Genomic DNA, 26,120 nt, shown 5'->3' with positions numbered 1-26,120 from the left:
CTGAATTGACCACCCCCTCGGACATCCGAACGGACCAGAGGGCCGGTGACCCCACCGGTCTGCACCGCGTCCTGGACGAGGCCACCGTGCTCCCGCAGGCCGCGCAGCGCCTCGACACCCGTGCCGACCTGTGGCCCGACGAGGTGCGCGTGCGGGTCGAGCGGCTCAACCTCGACGCAGCGTCCTTCCGCCAGCTCGAGGGCAAGCACACCCGGTTCGGCGAGACCGACGGCGACGCCGTGCGCGCCGAGGTGCTCGACATCGTCGCCACCCGCGGCAAGATGCAGAACCCGGTCACGGGCTCCGGCGGCATGCTGGTCGGCACGGTCGAGGAGGTCGGCCCGGACTCGCCGCTCGGCCTCTCCGTCGGCGACCGCGTCGCGACGCTGGTCAGCCTGAGCCTCACCCCGCTCGTCATCGAGGACGGCCTCGCGCGCTGGGACGGCGCGAGCGAGCAGGTGCCGTGCGACGGCTACGCCGTGCTCTTCGGCCGCTCCATCGCCGCCGTCATCCCCGACGACCTCGACCCCGCGCTGTCGCTCAGCGTGATGGACGTCTGCGGCGCCCCGGCGCTCACCGCCCGCGTGGTGGAGGAGTACGCCGCGCGTGGCCAGGCCCCCACCGTCACCGTCATCGGTGGCGCCGGCAAGTCCGGCTCGCTCAGCCTGGCCGCCGCCCGCGCGGCCGGCGCCGCGCGGACCATCGGCGTGGTGCCCCACCAGGGCGAGCACGACCTGCTGACCGGGGCCGGACTGGCCGACGCCGTGACGATCGCCGACGCCCGCGACCCGGTCGCCCTGCGCGACGCGGTCACCGCGGCCGGCGGTCCCGCCGACGTCACGGTCGTGTGCGTCGACGTCCCGGGCTGCGAGGGCGGCGCCATCCTCGCGACCGCCGAGGGCGGCACCGTCATCTTCTTCTCCATGGCCACCAGCTTCAGCGCCGCAGCCCTGGGCGCGGAGGGCCTGGCCGCCGACGTACGGATGCTCGTCGGCAACGGCTACGTCCCGGGCCACGCGGCCTACGCCATGGAGCTGCTGCGCGCGGACGCCGGCGTCCGCGGACTGTTCGAGCGGAGGATCTGATGGCACGCACGAAGTCGCCGAGCCAGCTCGGTATCGACCGGGCCGACGTACGCCGCGCGCGCACCCTCGCCCGTCAGGTCGGCAAGCCGATCGTCGACCTCGCCCAGCGCCACACCACGGTGTCGGTGGAGCGCGCCACCCTGCGCCTGGCCGGCCTCGGCGGCGCCGACCCCGACGGCACCCCGTGGGTCAACCGGCTCGCCGACGCCGTGCGCGCCGACGTGGGCCTCGAGCACGGCGTGAGCCTCCCGGTCTGGGACGCGCTGCTGCGCGCCGAGGGCGACGACCTCACCACGCTCGCGCAGAAGGCCGCCGCCGGGTCCGTCACCTTCCGGGTCCCCGAGGGCAAGGACGCCGCGCGCGCCACCAGCGCGGCGCGCAAGGCGGTCGGTGCCGGGATCAAGCAGGTCGACCGCCAGCGGGTCGCCCGCGAGAAGATGATCGCGAAGGTCGGCGACGCGCCCAGCAAGCCCTGGATCTACCTGATCGTCGCCACCGGCGACATCCACGAGGACATCCCGCAGGCGCAGGCAGCGGCCCGCGAGGGCGCCGACGTGATCGCGGTGATCCGCTCGACCGGCCAGTCGCTGCTCGACTTCGTGCCCGAGGGCGCCACCCGGGAGGGCTTCGCCGGCACCTACGCCACGCAGGAGAACTTCCGCCTGATGCGCGCGGCCCTCGACGAGACGTCGAAGGAGCTCGGCCGCTACGTCCGGCTGACCAACTACGCCTCCGGCCTCTGCATGCCCGAGATCGCCGCCCTGGCCGGCCTCGAGCGGCTCGACATGATGCTCAACGACTCGATGTACGGGATCCTCTTCCGCGACATCAACCCGATCCGCACGTTCGTCGACCAGCGCTTCAGCCGCCAGGTGCACGCCCGCGCCGGCATCATCATCAACACCGGCGAGGACAACTACCTCACCACCGCCGACGCCGTCGAGGCGGCGCACACCGTCACCACCAGCCAGCTGCTCAACGAGTACTTCGCCAAGGAGGCCGGGCTCGAGGACTGGCAGCTCGGCCTGGGCCACGCCTTCGAGATCGACCCCGAGGTCCCCGACTCGTTCCGCCTCGAGCTCGCCCACGCGATGCTGGCGCGCGAGCTCTTCCCCGACGCGCCCCTGAAGTGGATGCCGCCCACGCGCCACATGACCGGCGACATCTTCAAGGGCTACCTCCTCGACGGGTTCTTCAACCTCGTCGGCGCCATGACCGGCCAGGGCATCCTGCTCGTGGGGATGATGACCGAGGCCGTGGTCACGCCCTGGATCTCCGACCGCGACCTCGCGCTGCAGAACGTCCGCTACGTGATGAACGCCGCGGGCAACCTGCGCGAGGACTTCCACCCGGCCCCCGACGGCTTCATCGCCAGCCGCGCCCGTGAGGTGCTGGGCGAGGCGATCGACCTGCTCGAGGACATCAAGGCAGACCGCAGCGTGCCGGGCGAGCCGCCGCTGCTGTCGGCGATCGCCGACGGCACGTTCGGCCTGATGAAGCGCCCCGCCGACAAGGGCAAGGGCCTCGACGGCGTGGCGCGCAAGGCCGACGGCTACTACAACCCCGCGACCGAGATCCTGGACGGAGACCAGCCGTGAGCATGAACCTGATCCGCCCCTACGGCGACACCACCGGCGACGGCATGGTCCAGCTGTCCTTCACCCTGCCCATCGAGCACTCCAAGGTCGCCGAGGGTGCCGCGGTCCAGCTCGCCAACAAGATGGGCATGGACCCCGCTCTCGTCGTGCACGCCAAGGCGATGGGCGACGGCTTCACGTTCTTCGTCGTCTACGGCCGGGTCAACCACCTCGTCGACCCGAGCACGGTCGAGGTCGTGGAGCGCGACTACCCGCTCCTGACGCCCAAGGAGGCGAACGCCGCGATCAAGCGCTCGATGCGGCGCCGGCTGGTCGTGGTGGGCGGGTGCATCGGCACCGACGCGCACACCGTCGGCATCGACGCGATCCTCAACATCAAGGGGTTCGCGGGGGAGAAGGGCCTGGAGTACTACCGCGAGCTCAAGGTGGTCAACCTCGGCGCCCAGGTCTCCGTCCCGCAGCTGGTGGAGGCCGCCCGCGCGGAGAAGGCCGACGCGGTGCTGGTCTCGCAGGTCGTCACCCAGCGCGACGCCCACCTGCTCAACACCCGCGAGATGTCGGCGGCGTTCCGGGAGGCGTACCCCTCGGACAAGCGGCCGCTGCTGGTCGTCGGCGGTCCGCGCTTCGACGAGACGATGGCCGACGAGCTCGGCGTGGACCGGGTGTTCACCCGCGGCACCACGCCCGGCGAGGTCGCCTCGTTCATCGTCCACCGCATCGCCGGCCCCCGTCCCGCCAGGAACCAGGAGAAGGCCTCGTGAGCGAGCCCACCAGCCGCGTCGGCACCGTCGTCACGCACCGTCGCTACGTCCCCTACGCGCACGCCCACTACGCCGGCAACCTCGTCGACGGTGCCTACAGCCTCGGGCTGTTCGGCGACGTGGCGACCGAGATGTGCATCGTCCTCGACGGCGACGAGGGGCTGTTCGCGTCCTACTCCGACGTGCAGTTCCGCGCACCCGTCCGCGCGGGGGACGTCCTGGAGATCACGGCCACGTTGGTGAAGGAGGGCACCCGCAGCCGGGTGATGGACTTCGCCGTGCACGTCGTCGGGCGCGGGGCCCCCACGGCCGACGCACCGGGCGCCGCCGAGGTCCTCGACCCGCCGGTGGTCGCCACCACGGCCACCGGCACGGTCGTCGTCCCGCCCCGCTGAGGATCGCGTGACGACCCCACTCGTCACACCCGCACCGCGGTCCCGGCGTGTTGTCCGCGACACGCCGGTGTCGGAGAAATTGCCCGAAGGTCCCGACCTCGGCGCGCCCGTCCCTGACCTGCACCGATGCGCAAAGTCGCAGGTCAGGGCGCTGTTGACAGCGCGCGTGCAGCGAGGCAGGGTTCCCGCGTCCGCCTGTGCAGCCCGTAGGCGGTGTTGTCGGCAACGGGGAGCAAGACATGCGGATCGCAGCGCCAGCGATGACCGCCGTCGAACGACCCGTCGACAGTGCCCTGCGGGGGCCGGATGCGGGAGGGACCCCGACGCCGTAGACAACTTCGCGCGATCGTCAGCCAGGCGGTCGTGCGTCGGTCCGAAGCGTCGTCGTCCCTCCCGCACCGCTGCAGGCTCGCCCCGGTCGGCTACGGTCTGACCCGTGCCGCAGCGCTGCCTCCTCGCCCTCGTCGGCGGACTCGTCCTGGCAGCCGCGTTCGAGCCGGTCGGATGGGCCGTCCTGATGCCGCTCGGCATCGCCGCGCTGGTCCTCAGCGTCCACGGCCTGCGCCCCGCCCGCGCGTGGATCCCCAGCGTGCTCTTCGGGCTCACCTTCATCTACGCCGTCATGGTCTGGATGCGCTCGGTCGGCACCGACGCCTGGATCGCGATGTGCGCGGTCGAGACCGCGTTCTTCGTGCCGCTCGGGCTCGGGCTCGCGTGGAGCATGCGGCTGCGCCTCTGGCCGGTGTGGACCGCCCTGTGGTGGGTCGGCGTCGAGACGTGGCGCAGCGGCTGGCCGTTCAGCGGCATGCCGTTCGGCCGGCTGGCCTACGCCACCGCCGACACCCCGTGGGGCCAGTCGCTGCCGTGGGTCGGGATGGTCGGCGTGAGCTTCCTGGTCGCCCTCAGCGGCACGACGCTCGCGTGGCTGCTGCTCACCCGTCGTGCGGCCAGCCGCCGGGCCCTGGTCGCCGTCGGCGCCCTGGTCGTGGTGACGCTCGCGCCGACACTGGTGCACCCCCCGGTCGAGCGGAGCGGCTCGGCCACGGTCGCCGCCGTGCAGGGCGACGTACCGGGCACCGGCCTGAACGTGCCGGCGGTCCACCGCGAGGTGACCGCCAACCACGTCCGTCTCACCACCGAGCTCGCGGACGCCGTCGACGCGGGGGAGGAGCCGCGACCCGACTTCGTGCTTTGGCCGGAGAACTCGACGGCGGTCGACCCGTTCCTCGACGCGCAGGTGCACGCCGGCATCGTGTCGGCGTCCGACGCGATCGGTGTCCCGATCGTGGTGGGCGGCACCAACACGAACCCGCTCGACGACACGCAGGTGCTCAACCAGGGCATCGTGTTCCAGCCCGGCGTGGGCGGCGGTGACCGCTACACCAAGCGGCACCCGGTGCCCTACGGCGAGTACGTCCCGTTCCGCGGCAACCCGCTGATGCCCTCGACCTACGGCCGGCTCACCGAGGTCCCGCGCGACATGGTCCGCGGCACCACCCTCGACCCGATCCGGGTCGCCGGGATCCGCGTCGCCGACGCGATCTGCTTCGACGTCGCCTACGACGAGGGGATCGGCGGCCAGGTGGCGCGTGGCGCGCAGCTGGTGACGGTGCAGACCAGCAACGCGATGTTCAGCCGGACCGGCCAGCTCGCCCAGCAGTTCGAGATCAGTCGGCTCCGCGCCCAGGAGACCGGCCGCTGGGTGGTCGTCGCGGCGATCAACGGCATCTCGGGGGTCGTCCGACCGGACGGGTCGGTCGTCGCCTCGGTCCCGGCGCGCGGGCAGGAGGTGCTCGTCGAGCGCGTCGGGCTCAGCACCTCGATCACTCCGGCCGTGCGCCTCGGGACGTGGCCGTCGCGTCTCGTGATGACCTTCCTCGTGGCGCACACGGTGTGGGTGCTGATCGCCTATCGTCGTCGCCGACGCGGGACGCCGCCCGCGCCTGCCCGCACCGAAGCCCCTGAGTGAGGTATCCCGCGTGAGTGTCGACGGACTCGGCCGCTGCGTCATGGTCATCCCGACCTACAACGAGTCGGAGAACCTGGAGTGGATCGTCGGCCGGCTGCGGGCCGCGCAGCCCGGCGTCGACGTCCTGGTCGTCGACGACAACAGCCCCGACGGCACCGGGGCGATCGCCGACCGGCTGGCCGCGTCCGACGAGGCCGTCAGCGTCGTGCACCGCACCGAGAAGGCCGGGCTGGGCGCGGCGTACCTCCACGGCTTCGACGTCGCCCTGGCCGCCGGCTACGACGTGGTCGGGGAGATGGACGCCGACGGCTCCCACCAGCCCGAGCAGCTCCACCGGCTGCTCGACGCGCTCCACGACGCCGACCTGGTGATCGGCTCGCGCTACGTCCCCGGCGGGTCGGTGGTGAACTGGCCGGTCCAGCGCCTGCTGCTCTCGCGCGGCGGCAACCTCTACGTCCGCCTGCTCCTCGGCATCCGCGTGAAGGACGCGACCGCCGGCTACCGGCTGTTCCGCCGGACGACGCTGGAGACGATCGACCTTGCGTCGGTGAGGTCTACTGGATACGTGTTCCAGACCGACCTCGCCTACCGCACCGTCTCGCGCGGGCTGCGCCTGACCGAGGTGCCGATCGAGTTCATCGAGCGCGTGCGCGGCGACTCGAAGATGAGCGGACAGGTCGCGAGCGAGTCGCTGAAGAAGATCACCCGGTGGGGCCTGTCGGAGCGTCGCGCGCAGCTGCGCCGGCGGTGGGGGCGGACGTGAGGCGCGGCTGGCTGCGGCCGCTGCTCGCGGCCGCCTTCGTGGCGATCCCGCTGGCCGAGGTCTGGGTGATCATCCAGGTCGGGCAGCTGATCGGTGCGTGGTGGACGATCGTGCTGCTCGTCCTCGACAGCATGGTCGGTGCCTGGCTGATCAAGCGCGAGGGCGGGCGCGCCTGGCGCGCGCTGCGCCAGGCACTCCAGGAGGGCCGGATGCCGGCCCGCGAGATCGCCGACGGTGCACTCATCCTGATCGGCGGGACGCTGATGCTGAGCCCCGGCTTCGTGCTCGACGTCGCCGGGATCCTGCTGATCCTGCCCTTCACCCGACCGGTCGCGCGGCGGCTGCTCACCTCCGTGGTGGAACGCCGCCTCGTCATGGTCCCGGGGACCGTCCCCGGAGGACCCGGAGATGGACGACGCCCCGGACCGGGTCCCGAGGGGCCGGTGGTCCGGGGCGACGTGGTCGACTGACGTCTGCGGTCAGGAGACCTTGCGCTTCTTGGCGTTGGCCCGGTGCAGGTGCGCCGGACCGATCTCCCCGCCGCGGAGCAGCTCGAGCCGCTCCTTGAGGATGTCCTCGAGCTCCTTCTCCGAGCGACGCTCGAGGAGCATGTCCCAGTGGGTGCGGGCAGGCTTCTCGACCTTCTCCTCGGGCAGGATGCCAGCGGTGCTGAGTGCCTCGGCCCCACAGCGGGGGCACTCCCACACCGCCGGGATGTCGGCCTCGACCGACATGGTCACCTCGAACTCGTGACCCTGCTTGCACTTGTAGCCGACCTGCTGACGGGCTGCGAACTCGATGCCGCGCTCGTCCTCAAAGCTCTGGCCGCCGAGCCTCGCGCCACGCAGTGTGCGCTCCGCCACCGTAGCCACCTCCAGATGGGTTGCTGACCCCGTTGATTGTGTGTTCGGGCAGTGAGGGGACGGGCCGGACGGTGATCCATGACGCCGCTCGTGAAGACGCGCTCGTCCCTCCTTGATCCTTCAACGGTAGCGGGATCGTCCACATTCCGTGGATTCGTGGGCGCCACCTCCACGCTCAGGCGAGACGAACTTCACCCTCAAGGGTGCAGTGGCTCAGATGACCGCCGGGACCTCGTTGCCGGCGTCGCGGATCCCGCGCTCGGTGTCGACCCGGAGCAGGAGCAGCCCGCCGAGCACGAAGAACACGATCAGGGCGAAGATGGCCGGCCGGTAGGAGTCGGTGAGCTGGAAGACCAGGCCGAAGACCAGCGTGCCGAACCACGACGTACCGCGGTCCATCGCGTGGTAGAAGCTGAAGTACTCCGCCTCCTTGCCACGCGGGATGAGCAGCGAGAAGTACGACCGGGCGAGGGCCTGGGTGCCGCCGAGGACGACACCGATCGCCACGCCGAGCAGCAGGAAGGGCACCAGGCCCTTCTCCGGCAGGAACAGCGCCGCCGTGACGATGAGCATCCACACCACGAGGCCGCCCAGGATCGTGTGCTTGGAGCCGAAGCGGGCCGCGAGCCGGCCGAAGACCAGCGCCCCGCCGAAGGCGACGAACTGCACCAGCAGGATCGTGCCGATCAGCACCGACTGCCCGAAGCCGAGCTCCTCGGAGCCGTAGGTGGAGGCCGAGGCGATCACGGTCTGGATGCCGTCGTTGAAGAAGAGGTAGGCGAGCAGGAAGTTGAGCGCGACCGGGTAGCGCGGCAGCTCGCGCAGCGTCTTGCCGAGCTGGCCGAAGCTCTGGGCGAAGATCCCGCCGTTGCCGCCGTCGGCGTCGGCGAGCGGGACCGGGTCGTGGTTGCTCAGGCGGAGGTAGGGGATCAGCGTGAACGCCGCCCACCAGATGCAGGCCGACAGCATGCTCAGGCGCGCCGCCTCGCCGGTCGACAGGCCGAAGGGCAGCAGCGTCACCACGGCGAGGTTGACCGCGAGCAGCAGGCCGCCACCGAGGTAGCCCCACGCCCAGCCGCGCGACGACACCCGGTCGCGGTTCTCCTCGTCGGAGATCAGCGGCAGGATCGAGTCGTTCACCACCAGCGAGGCGCCGAGGAAGATGTTGGCGAGGAAGAAGCCGATCGCGCCGATCTGCCAGTTCGAGCCGGTCGCGAAGAAGATCAGCGAGCCGCTGAGCGCGCCGAGCCAGGCGAAGACGGCCAGCAGCCGCTTCTTGTCGGCGGTGCGGTCGGCCACCGGGCCCATCAGCGGCAGCACGATGGCGGAGATGATCGTGGAGATGGTCACGAGGTACGACGGCAGCGAGCCCGGCGCGACCGAGATCCCCAGCAGGGAGATCCGGTTGTCGACCGCGGCCTCCTTGGCGATCGCGATGATGTAGGGCGCGAAGAGCACGGTGCTGACGGTGGTGACGTAGGCGCTGTTGGCCCAGTCGTACCAGTACCAGGCCTTCTGCTCCTTCGCCTGCGCGAGGGGGCGGAGGTCGGCGATGCCGTCCATCTGGCTCATGTGTCACCTCTCCACTGTCCGCGTGCGCGGAGGACGTCCCTGAGTATGTCCGTGCGATCGGTCATGATGCCGTCGACACCACGGTCGAGGAGGAGGTTCATCTCGATCGGGTCGTCGATGGTCCAGACGTGCACCTGCACCCCGGCGGCGTGCGCCAGCCGCACCAGGCGCTCGGACGCGACCACGAACCGGCCCTGCCGGTGCGGGACCTGGAGGGCCCGGGGCTGCCCGCGGGTGAGTCGCCGGGCGACCGCGGCGGTGGGGGAGAGCACGAACGCCGCCACCTCGAGCGGGTGGGCGGACGTGGCGACGCGCCCGCGCGTACGACGCCGGAACGCCTCGAGCCGCCGGGCCGAGAACGACCCGACCAGCACCCGGTCCCAGGCGCGGCGCTCCTCGACGAAGGCGGCGAGCGCGTCGACGGCCCCGGCCGACTTGAGGTCGATGTTGAAGCGTGCCTCGGGGAAGGCGTCGAAGAGCTCGCCGAGGGTCGGGACCGGCTCGGACCCACCGATGAGCGCCTGCTGGACCTCGGCGTACGTCGCCTCCGCGACGCTCCCGGTCCGGTCGGTCACCCGGTCCAGGACGGTGTCGTGGAAGGCGAGCAGGACGCCGTCACGGGTGACGTGGACGTCGGTCTCGAGGTAGGTGTAGCCCAGCGCGACCGCGTGGGCGAAGGCGGTCAGCGTGTTCTCGAGGCCCTCGATCTCGGGGTGGTAGGCCCCGCCCCGGTGGGCGAAGGCGAGGGGGAGCGGCGCGTCGAGGTAGCCCGGTGGGTTCACGCCCAGAAGTATGGGGGCAGGAGTACCTTCGGAGGATGGAGACGGAGATGGAGAGCATGACGTGTCCCCGCTGCGGCGCTGAGATGCAGGAGCGTGCGCTCGGCGGCGCCACCGTCGCCCAGTGCCCCGACGGGCACGGCGTCTTCCTCTCGCGCGCCGACCTCGGCGTCCTCGTCGAGGCCGAGAACGACTGGCACGCCAACGCCGGCCAGCACACGGCCCCGATGCCGCGGATCACCGCCGACATGACCGCTCCGCCGTCCGTCGGCAAGCAGTCGCGCGCCTGGGTGGAGACGCTCTTCGGCTGAGCCGGGCCTCGGTGGTCGAGGTGCGAGCGCACCCAGTCGGTGGTTGAGGTGCGAGCGCAGCGAGCCTCGAAACCACACCACCTGCTCGGCGGTTGAGGTGCGAGCGCAGCGAGCCTCGAAACCACACCACCGGACGCAGGTTTCGAGGCTCGTCGCTGGCGCTCCTCACACCTCAACCAGCGAGGCTTCTCAGATGTCGCGGAACGTCTCGATGTTCGCGCCGAGCTCGTTGAGCCGCTCGGCGAGGTCCTCGTAGCCGCGGTGGATGACGTAGGTCGAGCGCAGCACGCTGCGGCCCTTCGAGGCGAGCATCGCGATCAGCAGCACGACCGCCGGGCGCAGGGCCGGCGGGCAGACGATCTCCGCGCCGGAGAAGTGCGTCGGACCCTCGACGAGCACCCGGTGCGGGTCGAGCAGCTTGACCTGCGCGCCGAGCTTGTTGAGCTCGGTGAGGTAGATCGCGCGGTTCTCGTAGACCCAGTCGTGCAGGAGCGTCTGGCCCTCGGCGACCGCCGCGATGACGGCGAAGAACGGCAGGTTGTCGATGTTGAGGCCCGGGAAGGGCATCGGGTGGATCTTGTCGAGCGGCGCGCGCAGCTCGGAGGGGTGGGTGGTGAGGTCGACCAGGCGGGTCTCGCCGTTGAGCGCGACGTACTCCTCGGAGCGGTCGTAGCGGAAGCCCATCTCCTCGAGGATCGCCAGCTCGAGCTCGAGGAACTCGATCGGCGCCCGGCGGATGGTGATCTCGGACTTGGTCACGATCGCGGCGGCGAGCAGCGACATCGCCTCGATCGGGTCCTCGGCCGGCGCGTAGTCGACGTCGACGTCGATGGACTGCTTGCCCGTGATCCGGAGGGTGGTGGTGCCGACGCCCTCGATCTCCACGCCGAGCTTCTGCAGGTAGAAGCAGAGGTCCTGGACCATGTAGTTGGACGAGGCGTTGCGGATGACGGTGGTGCCGGGGTGCAGCGCCGCGGCCATCAGGGCGTTCTCCGTCACGGAGTCGCCGCGCTCGGTCAGCACGATCGGGCGCTCCGGCTCGATGGCCCGGTTGACGCTCGCGTGGTAGGCGCCGTCGGTCGCCTTGACCTCGAGGCCGAACGGCCGCAGCGCCGACATGTGCGGCTCCACGGTGCGCTCGCCGAGGTTGCAGCCACCGGCGTAGGGCAGGTTGAAGGTGTCGTAGCGGTGGAGCAGCGGGCCGAGGAACATGATCACCGAGCGGGTGCGCCGGGCGGCGGCCTCGTCGATGGCGACCAGGTTGAGGTCGGCCGGCGGGATGATCTCGAGGTCGTTGTCGTCGTTGAGCCAGCGGGTGGTGACGCCGAGGGAGTTGAGCACCTCGAGCAGGCGGTTGACCTCCTCGATCCGCGCGACCTTGCGCAGCGTCGTACGTCCCTTGTTGAGCAGGGACGCGCACAGCAGCGCGACACCGGCGTTCTTCGACGTCTTGACGTCGATGGAGCCGGAGAGGGTGGTGGGTCCGTCGACGCGCAGGTGCGTCGGGCCGGCGCCGAGCGCGACGATCTCGGAGTCGAGGGCGGCGCCGATGCGCGCGAGCATCTCGAGGGAGAGGTTCTGGTGGCCCTTCTCGATCCGGTTGATGGCGCTCTGGCTCGTGCCGAGGAGCTCGGCGAGCTGGTGCTGGGTGAGCCCGCGGTGCTTGCGGGCGTCGCGGATGAGGTTGCCGATGCGGCCCTTGTAGTCAGCCATGCCGACCAAGGTATCTCAGATATGAGATAAAGCCAGTCGCGGCGTGCCGGGGGTGGTCCGGCCCACCCGCCGGGGCGTGGGGGAGCGTGGCAGGATCCGAGCATGCGCGCAACGACCATCCACGCCCCCGGTGACATCCGCTTCGAGGAGGTCGACGACCCGACGATCGAGGAGCCGACCGACGCGATCGTGAAGGTCGTCGCCGGCTGCATCTGCGGCTCGGACCTGTGGCCCTACCGCGGCCACAACGACATCGACCCGGGCGCGACGATCGGCCACGAGTGCGTGGGCGTCGTCGAGGAGGTCGGCGCCGACGTGCGCGACTTCCGCCCGGGCGACTTCGTCATCGTGCCGTTCTGCCACAGCGACAACACCTGCCCGCACTGCCTCGCCGGCGTGCAGTCGGCCTGCCAGAACGGCGGGTTCACCGCCAGCGGCCAGGGGGAGTACGCGCGGGTGACCCAGGCCGACGGCAGCCTGGTGAAGACCGACGGGATGCCCGACGAGAAGCTCATCGCGTCGCTGCTGACGCTCTCCGACGTCTTCCCGACCGGCTGGCACGCCGCGGTGTCCGCGGGCGTCCGGCCGGGCGGGACCGCCGTGGTCGTGGGTGACGGCGCCGTCGGCCTCTGCGGCGTGCTCGCCGCCGTCGAGATGGGCGCGGAGCGGGTGATCGCGATGTCGCGCCACGAGAGCCGCCAGGAGATCGCCCGCGCCTTCGGCGCCACGGACGTCGTCGCCGAGCGCGGCAAGGAGGGCGGCGAGCGGATCGCCGAGCTGACCAACGGGGTCGGGGCCGACGCCGTGCTCGAGTGCGTCGGCACCGACGAGTCGATGAAGACCGCGTTCGCCATCGCCCGGCCGGGATCGACCGTCGGGTTCGTGGGCGTGCCCCACGGCGTCGAGCTGCCGGTGCGCCGGATGTTCCAGAAGAACGTCGGCCTGGCCGGCGGCATCGCGCCGGTGCGTGCGTACCTCCCCGACCTGCTCGAGCGGGTCCTGTCCGGGTCGATCGACCCGGGCCTGGTGTTCGACCTGACGCTGCCCATGTCGCAGTCGCCCGAGGGCTACCGCGCGATGGACGAGCGCCGCGCGACCAAGGTCCTGCTGCAGCCGTGAGCGGGTCGGACGGCCTGCTAGCCCTCGGTCCCCTCCTGCGCCACGTCGACGAGACGACGGCCGCCGTGTGGGTCGAGACGCGCGAGCGCGCGACGGTGACGGTGACGCGCGGCGAGCACGTCGCCCACGCGCGGACGTTCGCCGTGCACGGCCACCACTACGCGCTGGTCGAGCTCGACGGGCTCGCGCCGGGGTCGTCCGAGCCCTACACGGTCGCTGTCGACGACCAGCAGGTGTGGCCGGAGGCCGGCTCGCCGTTCCCGGCACCCGTGATCTCCACGCTGGAGGCCGGACGGCCCCTGCGGATGGCGTTCGGGTCGTGCCGGACGGCGGTCTCGCACGACGAGGAGGGCAACCGGACCCACGGCGTGGACGCCCTGCGTGCCTGGGCGCTCCGCCTCGCCGACCAGGTCGCGCCCGCCGACGCCGCCGACCCCGACCTCGCACCCGAGCTGCCGGACCTCGTCCTGTTCCTCGGCGACCAGGTCTACGCCGACGAGACCACCGCCGACATGCAGGCGTTCATCGAGTCGCGCCGCGACATCGAGCAGCCGCCGTGGACCGAGCTCCAGGACTACGAGGAGTACGCCCACCTCTACCAGCTCGCATGGACCGACCCCGCCAACCGCTGGGTGCTCTCGACGGTGCCGAGCTCGATGATCTTCGACGACCACGACATCCGCGACGACTGGAACACCTCGATCGAGTGGCGCCGCGAGATGGAGGCCACGTCGTGGTGGCACGGCCGCATCGTGGCCGGGCTGGCGTCGTACTGGGTCTACCAGCACATCGGCAACCTGTCGCCCGCCGAGCGGGCGCAGGACGAGATCTGGCGCCAGGTCGTCGCGTACGAGGGTGACGACGAGCACGACCTCGGCGAGACGCTCGACGCGTTCGCCGAACGCGTCGACCAGCAGCCCGCGACCTACCGCTGGAGCTACACCCGCGACTTCGACACCCAGGCGCGGCTCGTCGTGGTCGACTCGCGCGCCGCCCGTCAGCTCGAGGAGCACCACCGCGCGCTGCTCGACCCCGACGAGGCGTCGTGGCTCGACGAGCAGCTGCGCGGCGACGTCGACCACCTGCTGGTCGCGACGTCCCTGCCGTTCCTCCTGGCCCGCGGGCTGCACCACCTCGAGGCGTTCGGCGAGGCCCTCGCCGGTGGCGCGTGGGGCGAGCGCGGGGCGCGCTTCGGCGAGAAGGTGCGCCAGACGGTCGACCTCGAGCACTGGGGCGCCTTCCAGCGCAGCTTCCAGGAGGTCTGCGCGCAGGTCCTCGAGGTGGCCGACGGCAGGCGCGGTCGGGCGCCGTCGACCGTGACCTTCCTGTCCGGCGACGTGCACCACAGCTATGTCAGCGAGGCGCGGCCCGCCGACAGCCACCGGCGCGTGCGGTCGACGCTCCTGCAGGCGGTCTGCTCACCGATCCGCAACCCGCTCTCGCGCAACATGCGGTTCGCGACGGCGGTGCTGTCCTACGGCGTTGCCGGCCCGATCGGGCGGCTGGCGTCGAAGTCGACCCGGGTGCCCGACGCGCCGCTGACCTGGCGCTACGCGGAGGGCCCGTGGTTCGACAACAACCTGGCCTGCCTGCAGCTCGCCGGCCGCGGGCTGCGCATGTGGTGGGTCACCGGGGAGGTGGTCGATGCCCACGACCGGCCACGGCTGGCGAAGGTGGCGAGCTACGAGCTCGACGAGGACGGGCGCCCGCCGGCCCACGAGACGGTGCGGCAGCGCTTCGGTCGGGGGCTGCGACGCCGGGTGCGCGACAAGGTGCGCGACGGCGTCAGACAGCGGTGAGGAGATGGCCGTGCGCGCAGTCGCACGTGTCCGAGCAGGGCAGGTAGGTGTGGCCCGCGTGGCCGCACGCGCTGCACGGCAGGTCGTGCGACAGGTGGCTCGACCCGGTCTCGACGGTGTCCCACATGATGGTGCTCCCCACAGCAGTTCGGCGGTCCGAGATGATCGCCCGGTCTGTCTTCGAGGGTGGCACCGGCGCCGGGCGCTCAGGCGCGATTCGCGGGGAAGTGCCCGATTTCGGGGCCCAATGACCCGAACGGACCATGCCCGTCGCCCTACGATCGGGGCATGTCGGCAGGGGGAGTCGTGCGCGAGCTGACCCGGGTGCAGGCCCGGAGGATCGCGGTGCGTGCCCAGCTGCTCTCCGCCCCGCGCCCGACCGGCGTCCTCGACGTCGTGCACCACCTCGGCTTCCTGCAGGTCGACCTCACGCGGGTCGTGGCGCACCACGCCGACCTCGCGCTGTGGAGCCGGCTCGGTGCGGCGTACGCACCCGACGACCTCGAGGACCTGCTCGGCGACGGGGCGGTCGTCGAGCTCCAGGCGCTGCTGCGGCCGGCCGAGGACGTCGCGCTGTTCCGCGCCGACATGGACGCCTGGCCTGGCGAGCCGCCGCTGAAGGAGTGGCAGGAGGACCTGGCCGACTGGGTCGCGGCCAACGACGGCTGCCGCCGCGACGTGCTGGCGCACCTGCGCGCCGAGGGCCCGACCGCCGCCCGCGACCTCCCGGACACCTGCGAGGTGCCGTGGCGCTCGAGCGGGTGGACCAACGACAAGAACGTGATGAAGCTGCTGGAGTGCCTCGAGGCGCGCGGCGAGGTCGCCGTCGCCTCCCGCGAGGGCCGCGAGCGCCGGTGGGACCTCGCGAGCCGGGTCCACCCGGGCGATCCGGCGGTGCCGGCCTTGGAGGCGCACGTCGAGCTCGCCCGGCGCCGGCTCCGGGCGCTGGGGCTGGCCCGCCCGCGGGCGCTGGAGGCCTGGCACGAGCCCTACGACGTACGCCACGTGGGCGAGGCGGCGCGGGTCGAGGGGGTCCGGGGGACCTGGCGGGTCGACCCGTCGCTGCTCGACGACGACTTCGAGGGCCGCACGGTCGTCCTGTCGCCGCTCGACCGGCTGGTCTTCGACCGCAAGCGGATGGAGGAGCTGTTCGGGTTCGACTACCAGCTCGAGATGTACAAGCCTGCGGCCGCGCGCCGCTGGGGCTACTGGGCGATGCCGCTGCTCGACGGCGACGAACTCGTCGGCAAGGTCGACGCCACCGCCGACCGGGAGGCCGGCGTGCTCCTCGTCGACGCCGTCCACGAGGACGGCGACTGGTCGGCAGCGCGCCGCCGCCGGGTGCACGCCGAGCTCGACGCGCTGGGGGAGTGGCTGGGGCTCGAGGTCGCGCGGCCCTAGACGTCGCGGCGCCGGAACGACCAGACGCTGAGCACCACGACGAGCACCACCGGCACCAGGACGTACGCCAGCCCCTGCCACAGGGTCACGAAGCCGGTCCCGTTGCACATCTGGCGCATCGCGGCGTCCCACGCGGCAGGGTCGGCCCCGGGGAGCGAGCACTCCGCCGGCGGCGGCCGGTAGTAGGTGGCACGGCCCTGGAGGACCGCCAGGAGGTTGGTCGGCGGGAACCAGCGCTCCTTCTCGTCGCCGAGCGGCAGCGCGGCCACGAGGCCGGTGCCGGCGGCGGAGACCGCGAAGACCACGCCGAGCGTGAACACGGTGCTGCGCGAGAGCATGGTGAGGGCGTAGCCCGCGCCGGCACCGACCGCGGCCAGGAAGGTGGAGCGCGCGACCTGCCAGGCGATCTCGCCGGTCACACCGGGTGGTGGAGCGATGTCGCGGGACGCCGCCACGCCGGCGAGGACCAGCCAGTAGAGCGTCATCACGACCGCCGAGAGGAGGGTGGCGACCAGGCCCACGGCAGTGCCCTTGGCCAGCCAGACCCGCAGCCGGCGGGGCTCGAAGAGGAGCTGGTTGCTCATCGAGCCCGACGCCCAGTCGGCGCCGGCGAACGTGGTGCCCATCAGCACCACGAGCGCGAGCAGGACGCTCGCGGCGCCGATGCTGGACTCGCGGAGCTGGTCGCGCAGGTCGAGCGGCTTGCGGTAGAGGCCGCTCCACCACTCCGTGATCTGGGCCTCGCAGTCCGCGGCGTCGGCAACGCCGGTGCGGCGCGGGTGCTTCTCGCAGCGGCGGACCTCGCGGTCGAAGCCCGGCTGCGACCGGGCCAGCTCGGTGGCCTGCGCGACCTCGGCGTCGGAGTAGGGCCGGGTCGACCACGCCGTGCCGGCGGCGATGAGGAGCGGCACGACGACGGCGGCCGCGAGCAGCACGAGGACGGCGCGCCGCCAGCGCAGCCGGGTGATCTCGGTGCGGACCAGCGCGATCATGCGTCGTCACCGGCCTCTGCGGCGGCCGCCTGGCCGAGGGCCTCGCCCTCGGTCAGCTGGAGGAACACGGTCTCGAGGTCGGCCCGCAGCGGGCCCAGCTCGCGTACCCAGATCTCCTCGGCGGCGAGGACGCGGGTGATCTCCTCGGGCGCCCGGTCGGTCTCGACGCGCAGGGCGTCGCCCTCGCGGGTGGGGCTGAGGCCGGCGCGCTCGAGCACGGTCGCGGCGCGCTCCGGGTCGGCGACCACGACGCGGTGTCCGGCGCTGCCGCCGAGCAGGTCGTCGACGCGGCCGCTGGCGAGCATCCGGCCGTTGCCGATGATCGTCACGCCGTCGCACACCTGCTGCACCTCGGCGAGGATGTGCGAGCTCAGCAGCACCGTCACGCCCTGCTCGCCGAGCGCCGTGATGGTCTCGCGGATCTCACGGATGCCAGAGGGGTCGAGGCCGTTGGTCGGCTCGTCCAGGATCAGCAGACGGGGGTCCTTGAGCAGGGTTGCCGCGATCGCGAGCCGCTGCTTCATGCCGAGCGAGTACGACTTGTAGCGGTCGCCGTCGCGCCCGGTCAGACCGACGGTCTCGACCGCCGCGTCGATCCGCGCCGGGGCGATGCTGCGGGTGCGGGCCAGCAGCTCGAGGTTCTGCCGGCCGGTGAAGTTGGGCAGGAACTTCGGCATCTCGACGACGGCGCCGACCCTGTCGATCACCGCCGGGAGCTGGTGGGGGACCTCGGTGCCGAAGAGGCGCATGGAGCCCGACGTGGCGGCGGCGAGGCCGAGGAGCATCCGGATGGTCGTCGTCTTGCCGGACCCGTTGGGGCCGAGGAAGCCGTGCACCCCGCCCTCGGGGACCGAGAGGTCCAGCCCGGCGACGGCCACGCGGAGCTGGCCGCGGCGCGACCGGAACTCCTTGCGCAGCGCGCGCGTCTCGATGACGGTGTCGGACAAGCGGACCCCCCGGTGCCTCGCGGACCATCGTCCGCTCCGGGGACGCACACTGTCAGCAGGCCGCCGGTGCCGTCACGGCGCCACGCCGCCGCAGGCGGAGCCGGATCGGTCGCTAGGCGGGCCAGCCCACGCGCAGCACGGCGAGCACGTGCGGCTCGGGATCGTCGCCGATGGCGCCGGCCAGGTGCGGGCCCTCGCCCAGCGGCGTGCCGAGGACGCGGGCGAGGACGACGTGGTGCCCGCCAGCGTCGACGACGGTCGTCGCTCCCTCGTCGCGCAGCGCCTCGATCCGGTCGATCTGCGGGGTGTCGGCGGCGTCGCCGCTGCCGCGCACCTCCATCCGAGACGGGATGTCGACGCGCTCGCCGTCCTTCTCGAAGAACATCGGCGTCTGGCGCCCGCCGGTGAGGACCGTCCGGACGAGGGTGTCGGCCCAGACCGGGTCGCCGCAGCCGTCGTAGACCCACCGCGTGCCGAGGACCGAGTGCTCCATGGTGGTGACCAGGTGCTCCGCGGCGTCGGGCAGCGGGGCGGACCGGTAGGTCAGCGGCACCTGGAGCAGCACACCGTCGTCGGTGCGCCACACGATGGTCTCGACGCCGACCTCGCCGGCCGGGTCGTCGAGTCGGTACTCCGCGACCTTCTCCGCGATCAGTCGCCCGCCCGCCCACGGTCGGCTCGGGAGCCACGCCTCGACGAGCTCCTGCTTGGTCGGCGTGATGGACGCTCCGCGGTGCACGATTCCCATGGCGGCCACCCTAGGCCGGTCGGCACGGTCGTGTGTGTCGTGGCTGCGGCGGTGGGCGTGCGTCAGTTGGCGGCCGTCAGCACTCGACGCCGACAGCCTGCTTCCATGATCTCCCCGATGCCTCGACCGTGACCCAGGTGATCGCGATCGGCCCCTCGGTCCCGCGGCCGGTGGGAGGGAGGCACTCGGGACGCCCGCCCATGTGGAAGCCTCCCGTGGAATCGATCCAGGCGACGTCGCGCGGGACCCAGAACTCGCCGTGACCCGGGTCGGGGTCGTCGGTGCACGAGATGGTGTCGATGGCCGACAGACACCGGACCTCCGCCTCGTGCATGGCAGGGCGCTGCTGCCCTGCGATGTAGCCGATCGCCAGACCCACCACCAAGAGGGCTGCTGCAGCTGCACCACGTCGATTCAGGAGCAGACGCCAAGCACGCGAATGGCGAGGTGGCTCGTCCTGCCCGCTCGGCTCCTGATGACTCATGCGGCCCCCGTTCTGTGGTGTAGGCGGAGTCTCGCACCACGTGACTGCCGTGAGGTCTGCAGACACCCGAAGGGTTCGGAAGCAACGACGCTCTCGCCACGATCAGCTCGACCGGATCCGCCGAGACGCCGACGCGCCATCAAGACCCGATGATCGCGCGCACGACGTCCTTTCCGGTAGAGACGTGCACCGCGTCCTTGCCGAGCCCGTCGGGCAGGTGCGCGCGACCAGACTCGTCTGTGATCAGCACCGGACAGCCGACCGGCATGATCGCCCACCCAGCGGCCTTCGCTCCCTCGACGAGCAGGTCCCAAGACTGCTCGCCAGTGATGTTGTTGGCCAGCATGCTGTCATCGGAGAGGTAGACATCAGCAGCACCGTCACCAACGACGACGTGCGCGAAGGAGCTGTCCGGTTCGTCGCGAGCGACGTGGGCAGCGAGGACCGACCGCATGGCCGCACCCCCTCCCGGGGCGGCGTCACCGTCGCGGAACCGCTGGAAGAAGACGTCGAAGGACATGCCGGGAGGCTACTGACGAGATCGCGACCCGCGCGTCTGCTCCGGCCACTGTCAGGACGTCATGAGCTCTCGCGGTTCGAACCGGCGATTCTCATGACGTCATGGACGACTGTCGCGGGCGCAGCCAGCGGCCATGACGCTCCGCGAGGTCCTCGACGTCCGCACAAGCCGCTTTCCGGCGGGCGTTCAGGCGAAGTAGATGTCCACGCCGGGAGGCGCGTCGATGATCGCCTCCGCCCGGTCGGGGTGGATCGCGTGGGTGCCGAGGTGGTCGACGAGGAACGCCAGGCCGTCGGGTGTGGTCCAGACGTAGCGACCGTCGCCGCACTGACGTGACCGGTAGCCCGCGTGGGTCTTCCACCGGTGGTGTCGCCGACCGAGCGGGCCGGAGTTGTGCGAGCCGGTCTGGTGCCGGCCGGGGGGCCCGGTGTCGTCGTAGGGCGTGGGGTGGTCGTAGTCGACGTCGCGGCTCATCGAGGTGGCGTAGGGCCAGTAGTCGCCGACCGTGCGGAGGTAGGTCTGCTCCTTCAGCGACTCCGGGTGCTCGTACGCAGTGGAGCGCACGCGGGAGGACAGGTCCCGGACTGGCCGCACCACGAGGCCGGTGCGGCCGAGCAGCCGGCACAATGCGGACAGCGGGACGGGACCGAGACCCTCGACCCGGGCGACGGCGGCGGCTCCGGTGAGAGCGGCCTCGTGCAAATGGACGTGCAGGACGGCCTTCGGGCGCAGCACCGACAGGTCCGCCTCGCGCAGGGCGTCGAGCAGGTCCTCGGGGAACGCGGTCGCACGGCTGGGAGCGCCCTCGGACCCGAGGTCGACGTCGAGCGTCGGGTCGGCGTGCTCGAGCAGCAGCTGGAGCAGCTCGGCGGGGCGGGCGAGGTAGCCGAAGGCGATCGCGCGCAGCTCGTCGGCGCAGGTGTCGGGGTGGGTGGGGGAGAGGATCTCCACCACGCGCTCGAGGGTCGCCTTGATCCAAGCCGCGTCGCCCGCCTCGATGCGGGCGATGACCGTGCGCAGACCGTGCTCGTCGGTGCGGCCGTAGCCGACGTAGCGCCGGGCACGCTCGGCCTCCGCGCGCTCGTCGTGGAGCGCTGGGTCGGCCTCGATGATCTTGGCCTCGGCCACCGCGAGGACGCGCCCGCCGGCCTCGTGGGCGATGGTCCGCGCCACCGCGGAGTCGACGACGCCGACCCGGTCGGCCGGGAGGTGCCGGGAGAGGCGCGCGACCCGGCGCGCCACGAACACCTCGGCCTCGCCGCTGCGCACGGCGGCCCAGGTCAGGGGCAGCCGGTGCTGGAGGTCGAGCACGTCGGCCAGCGCATTGGTCGTGGCAGTGACGCCGGTGCCCCGCGCGAGCGCGATCTGGCCCAGGCAGAAGTCCTGGACGCGCGGCGTGCCGTCGCCGCCGAGCTCGACGAGCACGTTGCCGACCCGACGGGCACGAGCACCGTCGGGTCCCTCGGTCGGGTCCGTCGAGTGCACCGCCGCCCACTGAGCGAGCAGCTCGAGATCACGCACCTCCGCGAGACGCCGCTCCCGGACCGCGTCCGCCGCCGCGGCCAGCAGGCCGTGCGGGTCGAGGTCGAGGAGGGTGTCGGGCATGTGTTCGATTGTAGGTGCCGCCACCGACAACGGCTCGTGCTGCGGCCTACCCCAGAAGACCGGCCACGACCGCCTCAGATCCCGAACCCCAGCTCCTCCGCCAGCGCGTGCGGATCGGCGACCGAGATCGTGGCGCCGGGGTGGCGGATCACGCCGGTCGGGTCGATGGCCGGAACCGGCTCGTGGAACGTCAGGCAGAGCGCGGCGTCGCCGTTGGTGGTGAACGAGACGCCCCGGTCGGCGAGCGAGAGGTGCGGGGGACCGGCGGTCTTCACGAACGAGAAGCCGCCGCTCGGCTCGGCCGAGGCGATGTTGGCCCGCGGCGTGACCAGGCGCCACGGGCCGTAGCGGACGTAGAGCCACTGTGGCCCGACCTCGACCGTCGTGGTGGCCGGGCTGATCCCGAAGGCGCGGCCGGCGAGGGCGTACGCCGGGGCGAACGCGAGGTCGAACGTCCGGACCGGCTCCGGGGCCGCGCCCCCGGCATGCCCACCCGGATCGCCGACGAGGCGGCGCAGGGCCCCGGCCGCGGGGAGCCGGTAGGGCTGGAGCAGGGCGGTCGACGGCGGTCGGACCCGCAGCTGGGCGCGGCTGCCGCCGCCCGGGGCGGGGAGCACGTGGTGGTCCATGGTCACGGACACGCCGGCGCGTGAGACCCGCCAGGTCCACGAGCGCAGGACCGGGTCGACGTCGGTCACCTCGAGGTCCACCGCCACCGGACCGGGCCCGTGCACGACACCCGTCGTGCCGGGGCGCACCACGTCGTCGGCGCAGTCGACGTCCTGGATCAGCGGCGCCCAGCCCGGCCACTCGGCCGGGATGGTGAAGCGCCGCCACACCTCGTCGGGGTGGGCGGGGCCGTGCGCGTCGACGAGCACGCGGGCCTCAGAGGATGACGGTGTCGTTGTCGCCGAGGTCGGGACGGGAGTCCTGCAGCAGGCCCTTGGCCATCTGCACCACCGCGGTGACCTTGCCCGGCGACTCCCAGTACTCCGCGGTCGCGCCGTCGATCTCGAGCAGCACGTTGTCCGGGTCGTCCGGACCGCCGCTCATGAAGGCGCCGGCCGATGCGTCCCACAGCTCGTGCAGCTTGTCGCGGTCCCGGCTGACCCGCGCCGTGCCGGACAGCGAGACCCAGCCCGCCTTGCTGGAGTAGGCCACGTTGACCCGCGGGTCCGCCTCGATCGCCCGGGCCTTGTCCGAGCTGGCCTCGGTGAGGAACCACGTGGTGGCCGGCTCCTCGAAGTCCTGGGTGCCCATCGGCGTCGACACGAGCGCCCCCTCGAGCGACACGTACGTGAGCACCGCGATGTCGGTCTTGCGCATGATCTCGGCAACGGTCCCGAGCTGGTCGTCGTGGTCGGTCATGCCCTCGACACTCGCACGCGTCCGGGCCGGGACACACCATCCGCACGGGCGGTCACCGGGGCCGGTCACACCGACGCTCCGCCGGTCGTCGAACTGGCAGGATGACCCGCAGCCACGGGAGCGCGGGACGCGAGCACACAGGGGAGACAGCACGCCATGACGACGACACACGCCGCCGACGACCACGACGTGATCCGCGTGCAGGGCGCGCGGGAGAACAACCTCAAGGACGTCGACGTCGACCTGCCCAAGCGGCGGCTCACCGTCTTCACCGGGGTCTCCGGGTCGGGCAAGAGCTCGCTGGTCTTCGCGACCATCGCCGCGGAGTCGCAGCGGCTGATCAACGAGACCTACAGCGCCTTCGTGCAGGGCTTCATGCCGACCCTCGCGCGGCCGGACGTCGACCACCTCGAGGGCCTCACCACCGCGATCATCGTCGACCAGGAGCGGATGGGCGCCAACCCGCGCTCGACCGTCGGCACCGCCACGGACGCCAACGCGATGCTGCGGATCCTCTTCAGCCGGCTCGGCGACCCATACGTCGGGCCGCCGACGGCGTACTCCTTCAACGTCCCGACCCGCAAGGCCAGCGGGATGATGACCACCGAGAAGGGCGGGCGCACCCTGCGGCGGGTGGCCAAGCAGGAGGTCTACCTCGGCGGCATGTGCCCGCGCTGCGAGGGCATGGGCAAGGTCAACGACATCGACCTCACCGCCCTCTACGACGAGGACAAGTCGCTGCGCGACGGCGCGCTCACGGTGCCGGGCTACTCGATGGACGGGTGGTACGGCCGGCTGTTCGAGGGCATGGGCCTGCCGATGGACAAGCCGATCCGCTCCTTCACCAAGAAGCAGCTCGAGACGATGCTGTGGTCGGAGCCGACCAAGCTCAAGGTCGAGGGGGTCAACCTCACCTTCACCGGGATGATCCCGCAGATCCAGAAGTCGATGCTGTCGAAGGACCCCGAGGCGATGCAGCCCCACGTGCGGCGCTTCGTCGAGCGCGCGGTCACCTTCCAGACCTGCCCCGAGTGCGACGGCACCCGCCTGACGCCCGAGGCCCGGTCGTCGACGATCAACGGCAAGTCGATCGCCGACCTGTGCGCGATGCAGATCAGCGACCTCGCCGCGTGGGTGCGCGACCTCGACGAGCCGTCGGTCGGCCCGCTGCTCAAGGGCCTGCAGCACCTGCTCGACTCGTTCTCCGAGATCGGCCTGGGCTACCTCTCGCTCGACCGACCCGCCGGCACGCTGTCAGGCGGTGAGGCCCAGCGCACCAAGATGATCCGCCACCTCGGCTCCCCGCTCACCGACGTCACCTACGTCTTCGACGAGCCCACCATCGGGCTGCACCCGCACGACATCGAGCGGATGAACGACCTGCTGCTCCAGCTGCGCGACAAGGGCAACACCGTGCTCGTGGTCGAGCACAAGCCCGAGACGATCGCGATCGCCGACCACGTCGTCGACATCGGCCCCGGCGCCGGCTCCGGCGGCGGCACGGTCTGCTTCGAGGGCGACGTCGACGGCCTGCGTGCCAGCGGCACCACCACCGGGAAGCACCTCGACGACCGGGCGCGGCTCAAGGAGTCCGTCCGCTCCGCGAGCGGCGCGATCGAGGTCCGCGGCGCGAGCACCCACAACCTCAAGGACGTCGACGTCGACGTGCCGCTCGGCCTGCTCACGGTCGTCACCGGGGTCGCCGGGTCGGGAAAGAGCTCGCTCATCCACGGCTCCCTGGCCGGGCGCGAGGACGTCATCGTCATCGACCAGGGCGCGATCAAGGGCTCGCGGCGCAGCAACCCCGCGACCTACACCGGCCTGCTCGAGCCGATCCGCAAGGCGTTCGCGAAGGCCAACGGCGTGAAGCCCGCCCTCTTCAGCTCCAACTCCGAGGGCGCGTGCTCGACCTGCAACGGCGCCGGGGTGATCTTCACCGAGCTCGGGCCGATGGCCACCGTGGAGTCGCCGTGCGAGGAGTGCGAGGGGCGTCGGTTCAAGGCCGAGGTCCTCGAGCACACGCTCGGCGGCAAGGACATCGCCGAGGTCCACGAGATGTCCGTCGACGACGCGCTCGCGCACTTCAGCGAGGGCGAGGCCAAGATCCCCGCCGCGGTGAAGGTGCTCGACCGGCTCGTCGACGTCGGGCTCGGCTACATCACCCTCGGCCAGCCGCTCACCACGCTCTCCGGGGGCGAGCGCCAGCGCCTCAAGCTCGCCGTGCAGATGGGGGACAAGGGCGACGTCTACGTCCTCGACGAGCCCACGACCGGCCTCCACCTCGCCGACGTCGAGAACCTGCTCGGCCTCCTCGACCGGCTCGTCGACTCCGGCAAGTCGGTCATCGTCATCGAGCACCACCAGGCCGTGATGGCGCACGCCGACTGGATCATCGACCTCGGCCCGGGCGCCGGCCACGACGGCGGCACCGTCGTCTTCGAGGGCACGCCCGCCGACATGGTCGCCTCGGGGGAGCCCACCCTCACCGGCAAGCACCTCAAGGACTACGTCGGCGCCTGAGCCCGGTCAGGCCTGGCAGACCGGGCACCAGAACAGCCGCCGGGCCGCGACCAGGGCGTCCTGCACCGGCGTCGCGCAGACCCGACACGGCAAGGCGGCGCGGCCGTAGACGTAGTGGGCGTCGACGCGACGCGGGCGCCCTGACGGCCGCTCGCGGTCCTCCGGGTGGGTCGTGACGATCCGCCCGGCCCGGACGCCGGCGCGCAGCAGGCCGACCAGGTCGTCCCACACCGCGAGCACCAGGGACTCCTCGACCTGCCGGCCGGGCAGGAACGGGTCGATCCGCTGCCGGAAGAGCACCTCGGCGCGGTAGATGTTGCCCACGCCAGCGATGACCGCCTGGTCCATCAGCATGCGGCCGATCGGAGCCCGGCTGCGGCGTACGCGGTCGACGAAGGCGTCGACGTCGGGACGGCGCCGCAGCGGGTCCGGGCCGAGCCGGTCGAGCACCACCCTCCGCTCGGCGTCGGTCAGGACCTCGCACGCCGTCGGCCCCCGCAGCTCGAGCCACGACGCCTCGCCGAGCAGGCGCAGCCGGAGCGCGCCGCGGGGCGGGGGAGCGGGCAGTGCGCCGTCACGGAACTTGCCGTAGAGCCCGAGGTGCACGTGCAGCCAGAGGTCGTCGTAGCGGTGGAAGAGGTGCTTGCCCCAGGCGTCCGTCGCGTCCAGGACGCGACCGTCGAGCAGCCTCGCACCGTCCTCGAAGCGGCCCTGCGGGCTGTCGGCGGTGACTCGCTGCCCACCGAGGAGGCGCGCGTGACGTCGCGCGAGGCGGTGGATGGTGTGTCCCTCTGGCACGGGTCGATCC

At 72.1% G+C, this 26,120-nt stretch carries 25 protein-coding genes; 12 read left to right on the top strand and 13 right to left on the bottom strand.

Translation table 11 applies throughout. The features are described 5' to 3' along the window. The first annotated feature begins 5 nt into the window (after window positions 1-5). The 7 genes from kdd to KDN32_RS09825 all read left to right on the top strand — a co-directional run bounded on the left by kdd (window position 6) and on the right by KDN32_RS09825 (window position 7,041). On the top strand, window positions 6-1,085 hold the full coding sequence (kdd, locus tag KDN32_RS09855) for an L-erythro-3,5-diaminohexanoate dehydrogenase (RefSeq protein WP_249216402.1): 1,080 nt from the start codon (window positions 6-8) through the stop codon (window positions 1,083-1,085). Further along, complete coding sequence (gene kamD / locus KDN32_RS09850) at window positions 1,085-2,683, top strand: lysine 5,6-aminomutase subunit alpha (protein ID WP_211731807.1); 1,599 nt, start codon at window positions 1,085-1,087, stop codon at window positions 2,681-2,683. Before kdd ends, kamD begins: the two co-directional genes overlap by 1 nt. Before the next feature lie 2 nt (window positions 2,684-2,685). Next, window positions 2,686-3,444, top strand: a complete 759-nt coding sequence (gene kamE, locus KDN32_RS09845) for a lysine 5,6-aminomutase subunit beta (protein WP_211732474.1) — start codon at window positions 2,686-2,688, stop codon at window positions 3,442-3,444. Further along, on the top strand, window positions 3,441-3,839 hold the full coding sequence (kal, locus tag KDN32_RS09840; protein ID WP_211731806.1) for a 3-aminobutyryl-CoA ammonia lyase: 399 nt from the start codon (window positions 3,441-3,443) through the stop codon (window positions 3,837-3,839). The genes kamE and kal overlap by 4 nt, the downstream gene beginning before the upstream one ends. A 436-nt stretch (window positions 3,840-4,275) precedes the next feature. Further along, window positions 4,276-5,808 (top strand): apolipoprotein N-acyltransferase, encoded by a 1,533-nt coding sequence (gene lnt, locus KDN32_RS09835; RefSeq protein WP_211731805.1) that lies wholly within the window; start codon window positions 4,276-4,278, stop codon window positions 5,806-5,808. Between the two features lie 40 nt (window positions 5,809-5,848). Beyond that, on the top strand, window positions 5,849-6,571 hold the full coding sequence (locus tag KDN32_RS09830; protein ID WP_211732473.1) for a polyprenol monophosphomannose synthase: 723 nt from the start codon (window positions 5,849-5,851) through the stop codon (window positions 6,569-6,571). Next, the gene (locus tag KDN32_RS09825; protein WP_211731804.1) at window positions 6,568-7,041 is read left to right on the top strand and encodes an FxsA family protein; all 474 of its coding nucleotides are present in this window, start codon (window positions 6,568-6,570) and stop codon (window positions 7,039-7,041) included. Before KDN32_RS09830 ends, KDN32_RS09825 begins: the two co-directional genes overlap by 4 nt. A 9-nt stretch (window positions 7,042-7,050) precedes the next feature. Here the strand turns inward: KDN32_RS09825 and KDN32_RS09820 are convergent, their stop codons facing one another. The 3 genes from KDN32_RS09820 to KDN32_RS09810 form a co-directional block, all read right to left on the bottom strand. Next, window positions 7,051-7,434 (bottom strand): RNA polymerase-binding protein RbpA, encoded by a 384-nt coding sequence (locus KDN32_RS09820; RefSeq protein ID WP_211731803.1) that lies wholly within the window; start codon window positions 7,432-7,434, stop codon window positions 7,051-7,053. A 213-nt stretch (window positions 7,435-7,647) separates the two neighbouring features. Then, window positions 7,648-9,006 carry an MFS transporter gene (locus tag KDN32_RS09815; protein ID WP_211731802.1) on the bottom strand — a complete coding sequence of 453 codons (1,359 nt, stop codon included), beginning with the start codon at window positions 9,004-9,006 and terminating at the stop codon, window positions 7,648-7,650. After that, window positions 9,003-9,788 (bottom strand): glycerophosphodiester phosphodiesterase family protein, encoded by a 786-nt coding sequence (locus KDN32_RS09810; RefSeq protein ID WP_211731801.1) that lies wholly within the window; start codon window positions 9,786-9,788, stop codon window positions 9,003-9,005. The genes KDN32_RS09815 and KDN32_RS09810 overlap by 4 nt, the downstream gene beginning before the upstream one ends. Window positions 9,789-9,823: 35 nt before the next feature. Between KDN32_RS09810 and KDN32_RS09805 the strand changes: the two genes are divergently transcribed. Then, the gene (locus KDN32_RS09805; RefSeq protein WP_211731800.1) at window positions 9,824-10,096 is read left to right on the top strand and encodes a TFIIB-type zinc ribbon-containing protein; all 273 of its coding nucleotides are present in this window, start codon (window positions 9,824-9,826) and stop codon (window positions 10,094-10,096) included. A gap of 189 nt (window positions 10,097-10,285) precedes the next feature. Here the strand turns inward: KDN32_RS09805 and KDN32_RS09800 are convergent, their stop codons facing one another. Next, window positions 10,286-11,809 (bottom strand): helix-turn-helix domain-containing protein, encoded by a 1,524-nt coding sequence (locus KDN32_RS09800; protein WP_211731799.1) that lies wholly within the window; start codon window positions 11,807-11,809, stop codon window positions 10,286-10,288. A 102-nt stretch (window positions 11,810-11,911) separates the two neighbouring features. On the opposite strand from KDN32_RS09800, the gene KDN32_RS09795 reads away from it, so the two are divergent. The 3 genes from KDN32_RS09795 to KDN32_RS09785 all read left to right on the top strand — a co-directional run bounded on the left by KDN32_RS09795 (window position 11,912) and on the right by KDN32_RS09785 (window position 16,128). Next, entirely contained in the window at window positions 11,912-12,928 is a 1,017-nt protein-coding gene (locus KDN32_RS09795; protein WP_211731798.1) for a zinc-dependent alcohol dehydrogenase family protein, read from the top strand. After that, complete coding sequence (locus KDN32_RS09790) at window positions 12,925-14,727, top strand: alkaline phosphatase D family protein (protein WP_211731797.1); 1,803 nt, start codon at window positions 12,925-12,927, stop codon at window positions 14,725-14,727. Before KDN32_RS09795 ends, KDN32_RS09790 begins: the two co-directional genes overlap by 4 nt. A 288-nt stretch (window positions 14,728-15,015) precedes the next feature. After that, window positions 15,016-16,128: a DNA glycosylase AlkZ-like family protein gene (locus tag KDN32_RS09785; RefSeq protein WP_211731796.1), complete on the top strand. Its 1,113-nt coding sequence runs from the start codon at window positions 15,016-15,018 to the stop codon at window positions 16,126-16,128. Here the strand turns inward: KDN32_RS09785 and KDN32_RS09780 are convergent. The 8 genes from KDN32_RS09780 to KDN32_RS09745 form a co-directional block, all read right to left on the bottom strand. Continuing rightward, entirely contained in the window at window positions 16,125-17,120 is a 996-nt protein-coding gene (locus KDN32_RS09780) for a hypothetical protein (protein ID WP_211731795.1), read from the bottom strand. The genes KDN32_RS09785 and KDN32_RS09780 overlap by 4 nt on opposite strands. Next, complete coding sequence (locus tag KDN32_RS09775) at window positions 17,117-18,067, bottom strand: ABC transporter ATP-binding protein (RefSeq protein WP_211731794.1); 951 nt, start codon at window positions 18,065-18,067, stop codon at window positions 17,117-17,119. Before KDN32_RS09775 ends, KDN32_RS09780 begins: the two co-directional genes overlap by 4 nt. A 112-nt stretch (window positions 18,068-18,179) precedes the next feature. Continuing rightward, window positions 18,180-18,815, bottom strand: a complete 636-nt coding sequence (locus tag KDN32_RS09770) for a CG0192-related protein (protein ID WP_211731793.1) — start codon at window positions 18,813-18,815, stop codon at window positions 18,180-18,182. A gap of 76 nt (window positions 18,816-18,891) precedes the next feature. Continuing rightward, window positions 18,892-19,299 carry a hypothetical protein gene (locus KDN32_RS09765; protein WP_211731792.1) on the bottom strand — a complete coding sequence of 136 codons (408 nt, stop codon included), beginning with the start codon at window positions 19,297-19,299 and terminating at the stop codon, window positions 18,892-18,894. A gap of 139 nt (window positions 19,300-19,438) precedes the next feature. Continuing rightward, window positions 19,439-19,819, bottom strand: coding sequence for a hypothetical protein (locus KDN32_RS09760; protein ID WP_211731791.1), 381 nt, complete (start codon window positions 19,817-19,819; stop codon window positions 19,439-19,441). Window positions 19,820-20,005: 186 nt separating this feature from the next. Further along, a complete protein-coding gene (locus KDN32_RS09755) occupies window positions 20,006-21,424 on the bottom strand; it encodes a hypothetical protein (protein ID WP_211731790.1) in 1,419 nt (472 codons plus the stop codon). Window positions 21,425-21,498: 74 nt separating this feature from the next. Further along, window positions 21,499-22,302, bottom strand: a complete 804-nt coding sequence (locus KDN32_RS09750) for an SRPBCC family protein (protein ID WP_211731789.1) — start codon at window positions 22,300-22,302, stop codon at window positions 21,499-21,501. 7 nt (window positions 22,303-22,309) lie between these two features. Then, the gene (locus tag KDN32_RS09745) at window positions 22,310-22,792 is read right to left on the bottom strand and encodes a pyridoxamine 5'-phosphate oxidase family protein (protein ID WP_211731788.1); all 483 of its coding nucleotides are present in this window, start codon (window positions 22,790-22,792) and stop codon (window positions 22,310-22,312) included. Window positions 22,793-22,948: 156 nt separating this feature from the next. Between KDN32_RS09745 and KDN32_RS09740 the strand changes: the two genes are divergently transcribed. After that, window positions 22,949-25,312, top strand: a complete 2,364-nt coding sequence (locus KDN32_RS09740; protein WP_211731787.1) for an ATP-binding cassette domain-containing protein — start codon at window positions 22,949-22,951, stop codon at window positions 25,310-25,312. 6 nt (window positions 25,313-25,318) lie between these two features. On the opposite strand, the gene KDN32_RS09735 is transcribed toward KDN32_RS09740, so the two are convergent. After that, window positions 25,319-26,110 (bottom strand): Fpg/Nei family DNA glycosylase, encoded by a 792-nt coding sequence (locus KDN32_RS09735; protein ID WP_211731786.1) that lies wholly within the window; start codon window positions 26,108-26,110, stop codon window positions 25,319-25,321. Window positions 26,111-26,120 lie beyond the last annotated feature (10 nt).

It is taken from the genome of Nocardioides palaemonis (assembly GCF_018275325.1).
GTDB lineage: Bacteria > Actinomycetota > Actinomycetes > Propionibacteriales > Nocardioidaceae > Nocardioides > Nocardioides palaemonis.
The sequence above is the reverse complement of the archived record's forward strand: the minus strand, read 5'-3'. Positions and strand labels throughout refer to the sequence as shown.

Bases quoted from the DNA above. Each gene is read 5' to 3' on its own strand.
- kamD (WP_211731807.1), top strand. From the start codon at position 1,085: ATGGCACGCACGAAGTCGCCGAGCCAGCTCGGTATCGACCGGGCCGAC.
- kamE (WP_211732474.1), top strand. From the start codon at position 2,686: ATGAACCTGATCCGCCCCTACGGCGACACCACCGGCGACGGCATGGTC.
- KDN32_RS09830 (WP_211732473.1), top strand. From the start codon at position 5,849: ATGGTCATCCCGACCTACAACGAGTCGGAGAACCTGGAGTGGATCGTC.
- KDN32_RS09815 (WP_211731802.1), bottom strand. From the start codon at position 9,006: ATGAGCCAGATGGACGGCATCGCCGACCTCCGCCCCCTCGCGCAGGCG.
- KDN32_RS09805 (WP_211731800.1), top strand. From the start codon at position 9,824: ATGGAGACGGAGATGGAGAGCATGACGTGTCCCCGCTGCGGCGCTGAG.
- KDN32_RS09800 (WP_211731799.1), bottom strand. From the start codon at position 11,809: ATGGCTGACTACAAGGGCCGCATCGGCAACCTCATCCGCGACGCCCGC.
- KDN32_RS09795 (WP_211731798.1), top strand. From the start codon at position 11,912: ATGCGCGCAACGACCATCCACGCCCCCGGTGACATCCGCTTCGAGGAG.
- KDN32_RS09785 (WP_211731796.1), top strand. From the start codon at position 15,016: ATGTCGGCAGGGGGAGTCGTGCGCGAGCTGACCCGGGTGCAGGCCCGG.
- KDN32_RS09780 (WP_211731795.1), bottom strand. From the start codon at position 17,120: ATGATCGCGCTGGTCCGCACCGAGATCACCCGGCTGCGCTGGCGGCGC.
- KDN32_RS09770 (WP_211731793.1), bottom strand. From the start codon at position 18,815: ATGGGAATCGTGCACCGCGGAGCGTCCATCACGCCGACCAAGCAGGAG.
- KDN32_RS09765 (WP_211731792.1), bottom strand. From the start codon at position 19,299: ATGAGTCATCAGGAGCCGAGCGGGCAGGACGAGCCACCTCGCCATTCG.
- KDN32_RS09760 (WP_211731791.1), bottom strand. From the start codon at position 19,819: ATGTCCTTCGACGTCTTCTTCCAGCGGTTCCGCGACGGTGACGCCGCC.
- KDN32_RS09755 (WP_211731790.1), bottom strand. From the start codon at position 21,424: ATGCCCGACACCCTCCTCGACCTCGACCCGCACGGCCTGCTGGCCGCG.
- KDN32_RS09745 (WP_211731788.1), bottom strand. From the start codon at position 22,792: ATGACCGACCACGACGACCAGCTCGGGACCGTTGCCGAGATCATGCGC.
- KDN32_RS09740 (WP_211731787.1), top strand. From the start codon at position 22,949: ATGACGACGACACACGCCGCCGACGACCACGACGTGATCCGCGTGCAG.